Genomic DNA, 3,602 nt, shown 5'->3' on the forward strand with positions numbered 1-3,602 from the left:
GATCTATTGTCCTTCCATCATAAAAAAGCGTTTTGCCGGCATGTTGTGACGGATGGGCTCAAAAGAGTGAATAATTTGCCCTGTGGTTGGGTTGACTACTTTTGTAGTAACTAGGCTGCGGAAGATAATTTCATTATGATCAGTTTTCTCTTTTACAACTGTTCCTAATGAGATTGATGTTTCGAATACATAGTCGGGGTTTAGCTCTTCTCCGACTTGAATTGCTCCTTGTTCAACGGTATTTTCAGCCTGAAAAGCGACTTCATAATCACAAGCATCACAGTTGCGAGTAAGGACTTCATAGCGTTTTGTTCTTGCTAACTCATTTTCTAATAACTTGGCAATGATGCCATTGTCCATTTGAGTCGTTCTGGCATTTTTTTCAAACTTAACATTATCGATATAAGCAGCGATTCGCATTTTATTGAAAGCTCTAACATCATAATTGCTTGGAAGTTCGATGTTTTCATTTTCATATAGCGCTTCTTTATTTACTCTGGCTATTTGGCTATTGCTTTCTACATCTGCTTCAGAATTAATCTTCAGTTGAGTAGTTTGGCAACCAACTAGTAAACTAAGAACAGCAACGCCTGTAACTAATTTTTTCATTTTATCTCCAGCCACAAAAATGCCGATGTGAAAATTCACATCGGCATGGTTTAATCTATACCTTATTGAGCATTAGAAAATGCAGAAATAATTTGATAGTTGTTGTATGCAGAAACTACAGTCTTATCAAGATACTCTAATTGTTCTGCTGTCAGAGCAAATTTATCTTTCTCAGCTGGAAGTTCAGAGAAGTTTATGTCGGCTAATAGGCTGGTTGTATCTAGAGCTAGGAATGAAGTTGCACTTTTCATTGCTGGCACAGCTGCTTCTTTTAAGCCACCGATGACTTCATCAAATACAGAAGATGCCATGAACTTATCAACAGCTTTTTTGTTTTCTTCAGATAAAGCATCGTAGACAGCTTTCTTTTCTTCTTCGCTGTCAACAGACTCAACTGCAGAGAAATAGTTACCTACCGCAGGGGTTGCAAGTAATTCTTCAGTATATCGCTCATAAGCAGGCTTAGCTGCATAAAATGCAGTGTTTACTGCGATTCGAAGAACTTCGGCTTCTTTAATGCTTGATGGTTGATAGTTATCAGCATTTGAACGCTCGGCAAGTTCAGTTCCTGTTGTTTGCAGTTCTGCATAGGATACCTTTTCAGAATCGGTGATCATTGAACAACCAGACACCATAGATGCTGCGATTATTGCCGCAAGAAGAGTTTTTTTCATACTAGCCACTACTTAATAATAAAAGGCGAAATTGTGTAAAAAGTTCATTGTTATAGCGTAATGAGCACATCTCATAGATTTAGAGTATGCACTCTATTGACATTATACTTGATGTCTATGCTCCGCAATGCACATTTGTTTATAATTTGAAGCTTATCAATTGGTAGTGGTGATTACTTGCTTGAAAGTGTGATTTTTGTCACGTTATGTGAGCGCTTTTTTTCATTATGACACTTACAGTTGTCGTGTTGGTTCAAGATTTCATTTCGAGTTCATGTTATGCCCAAGGTGGGCAAATTTCGTTCAAATTATGAAACGTACCGATGATCAGTGACTGGTTTGAATACAGATCAGAAATGTAAGTTCAGATGCGCTGAAATAACGAAATAAGTACAGAGTTGTACTGTATTTTTCTTGTGTTACTTGCTGCTGATGAATTGGATATCAGCATTGATGAGAACGAGGGATTTGTTTGCGTGTAAAGGTAAAGTAGAAGGGAATAAGACCAAAGGAAACCTTTGGTCTTCGTATCTCAGGTAGGGTGTTCCAGTGCTTTATTAGACGTCTTCGTCACCAAAACCGAAGTCATCTCCGCCACCGAAGAAGCTGTCATCGCCACCGAAACCGGTATCATCCGACGGTGCATTGGCAAAGCTGTCATCAAACCCAGCATCTCCAAACCCGCCTTCACCGAAACCAGCGTCGCCGAATCCGGCATCACCAAAGCCACCGCTGGTCTCGGTATAGTCAGAGGCAAAGCCAGATGAGTCGTCCAAGAAGCCGCCAGTACTATCTTCTGCCGAAGCCAGGCCTTCATCCATAGCGGCATCTGGTGCAGCATCCGCAGCGGCCATCTCGTCCGCAGCTGGTTCATCATTGCCGAATAGGGCATTGCTGATCATATTACCGGCCACCATACCAACAGCGACGCTTGCAGCTGTTTGCATGAAGCTACCAAACGCGCTTGGTTGATGAGCAGGTCGTGGTGGCTGAGGAGCCGGACGGTTGCCGCCCATCATTTTACTGAAAGCGCCTCGATTAGATTCTGACTTGTGGTGTTCGACACACTTCTCAAGGTATTCGTTCTTCTGCTTCATCTCCTTGAGCGCCATTTCCTGCACCAGCACGGCCTGAGTCAGCTTGTAGATGGCATCTTGCTGGGAACCGATTTCATCGCCAATCAGTTTCTCAGCGTCAGCATCCTTGGTTTTGTCCGGGCTTTGCTTCAGTTTATTGGCAACATTTTGAATCAGTTCTTTTTCTTGTGGTGTCATTTTCTTTACCTTCTCTTTAACGCGATAACGTCGTTATCGATATTCCCTTGAGCTTGGGCCTATCATCCTAGCTCAGAGGGTATATTTCAATCTGTTACTATAGGTAACTGTTTTTGATTATCAGTATTGTACACGCAGATAAAAAAATCCGGCAAAATACCGGATTAAAAGGAAAGGACAGTGTGTTGGTGCAGCTTGGTGCTACTGACGAATACCTTCGACGTGCAGTTCGAGATCTGCGTAGCTTGATTCACCCATTACCTGAATACCGAAGTCTTTGAGCTCAATGCGGGTTGTACCAGTAAAGCCTGCGCGGTAGCCGCCCCATGGGTCTTCACCTTCGCCAACAAAAACAGCATCGATAGCAATTGGTTTGGTCTGGCCGTGAAGAGTCAGATCACCGGTGATAGTCATTTCGCCGTTGCCTTTTGGTTCGACCTTGTTACTGGTAAATGTTGCCGTTGAGTATTTTTTCACATTCAGAAAATCTTCACTGCGTACGTGCTTGTCTCGCTCTGCGTGGTTGGTATCAAAGCTGGTGGTATCAACATTTACGTTCACTTTTGATGCCGAGATATTCATTGGATCGTAGCTGAAAGTACCGTCGAAAGTATTAAAACGTCCCTTGATCCAGCTATAGCCGAGATGCTTGATTTTGAGGTTGATGGAAGCGTGAGCTCCCTTGGTGTCAATCATGTAGTCTGCTGCAGAAGCGACTGATGGAATAGAGAACGCAGTCAGTAGACCCAGAGCCAGTAGTTGCTTTTTCATGTTTACTTTACTCCCAACATTTTCTTTAACGTATTGTCTTTGTTGATATAGTGATGCTTTAAAGCAGCAAGTGCGTGTAGTGCAGCCAGCCCGATCAGGCCGAATGCAAGGTAGTAGTGAACCTCGCCAGCAATATCTGCCTGGTTAGGAAACAGTTCACCTGCCGCTGGAACCGAGAACCAGTTGAACACTTCAATGGCTCGCCCGTCGGCTGTGGAAATTAGATAACCTGAAATAAAAAGCCCGAATAGCATGACGTAGATAACCCAATGAG

Annotated in this window: 5 protein-coding genes; all 5 read right to left on the reverse strand. The window is 42.9% G+C overall.

What is annotated here, in order from left to right; all coding sequences use genetic code 11:
* Positions 1–3: 3 nt before the first annotated feature.
* Positions 4–609, reverse strand: coding sequence for a hypothetical protein (locus MHN01_RS20340; RefSeq protein ID WP_239413079.1), 606 nt, complete (start codon positions 607–609; stop codon positions 4–6).
* 62 nt (positions 610–671) lie between these two features.
* Complete coding sequence (locus MHN01_RS20345) at positions 672–1,283, reverse strand: hypothetical protein (protein WP_239413081.1); 612 nt, start codon at positions 1,281–1,283, stop codon at positions 672–674.
* A gap of 557 nt (positions 1,284–1,840) precedes the next feature.
* Positions 1,841–2,557 (reverse strand): DUF2076 family protein, encoded by a 717-nt coding sequence (locus tag MHN01_RS20350; RefSeq protein WP_239413083.1) that lies wholly within the window; start codon positions 2,555–2,557, stop codon positions 1,841–1,843.
* Between the two features lie 201 nt (positions 2,558–2,758).
* Positions 2,759–3,328, reverse strand: coding sequence for a YceI family protein (locus MHN01_RS20355; RefSeq protein ID WP_239413085.1), 570 nt, complete (start codon positions 3,326–3,328; stop codon positions 2,759–2,761).
* Between the two features lie 2 nt (positions 3,329–3,330).
* Positions 3,331–3,602: cytochrome b (locus MHN01_RS20360; RefSeq protein WP_239413086.1), on the reverse strand; the 272-nt coding region annotated here is incomplete at its 5' end.

The organism is Photobacterium sp. OFAV2-7, from assembly GCF_022347985.1.
Classification (GTDB): Bacteria; Pseudomonadota; Gammaproteobacteria; order Enterobacterales; family Vibrionaceae; genus Photobacterium.

Excerpts from the sequence above, each read along its gene's own strand:
- MHN01_RS20340 (WP_239413079.1), bottom strand. The coding sequence starts at position 609 with ATGAAAAAATTAGTTACAGGCGTTGCTGTTCTTAGTTTACTAGTTGGT.
- MHN01_RS20345 (WP_239413081.1), bottom strand. The coding sequence starts at position 1,283 with ATGAAAAAAACTCTTCTTGCGGCAATAATCGCAGCATCTATGGTGTCT.
- MHN01_RS20350 (WP_239413083.1), bottom strand. The coding sequence starts at position 2,557 with ATGACACCACAAGAAAAAGAACTGATTCAAAATGTTGCCAATAAACTG.
- MHN01_RS20355 (WP_239413085.1), bottom strand. The coding sequence starts at position 3,328 with ATGAAAAAGCAACTACTGGCTCTGGGTCTACTGACTGCGTTCTCTATT.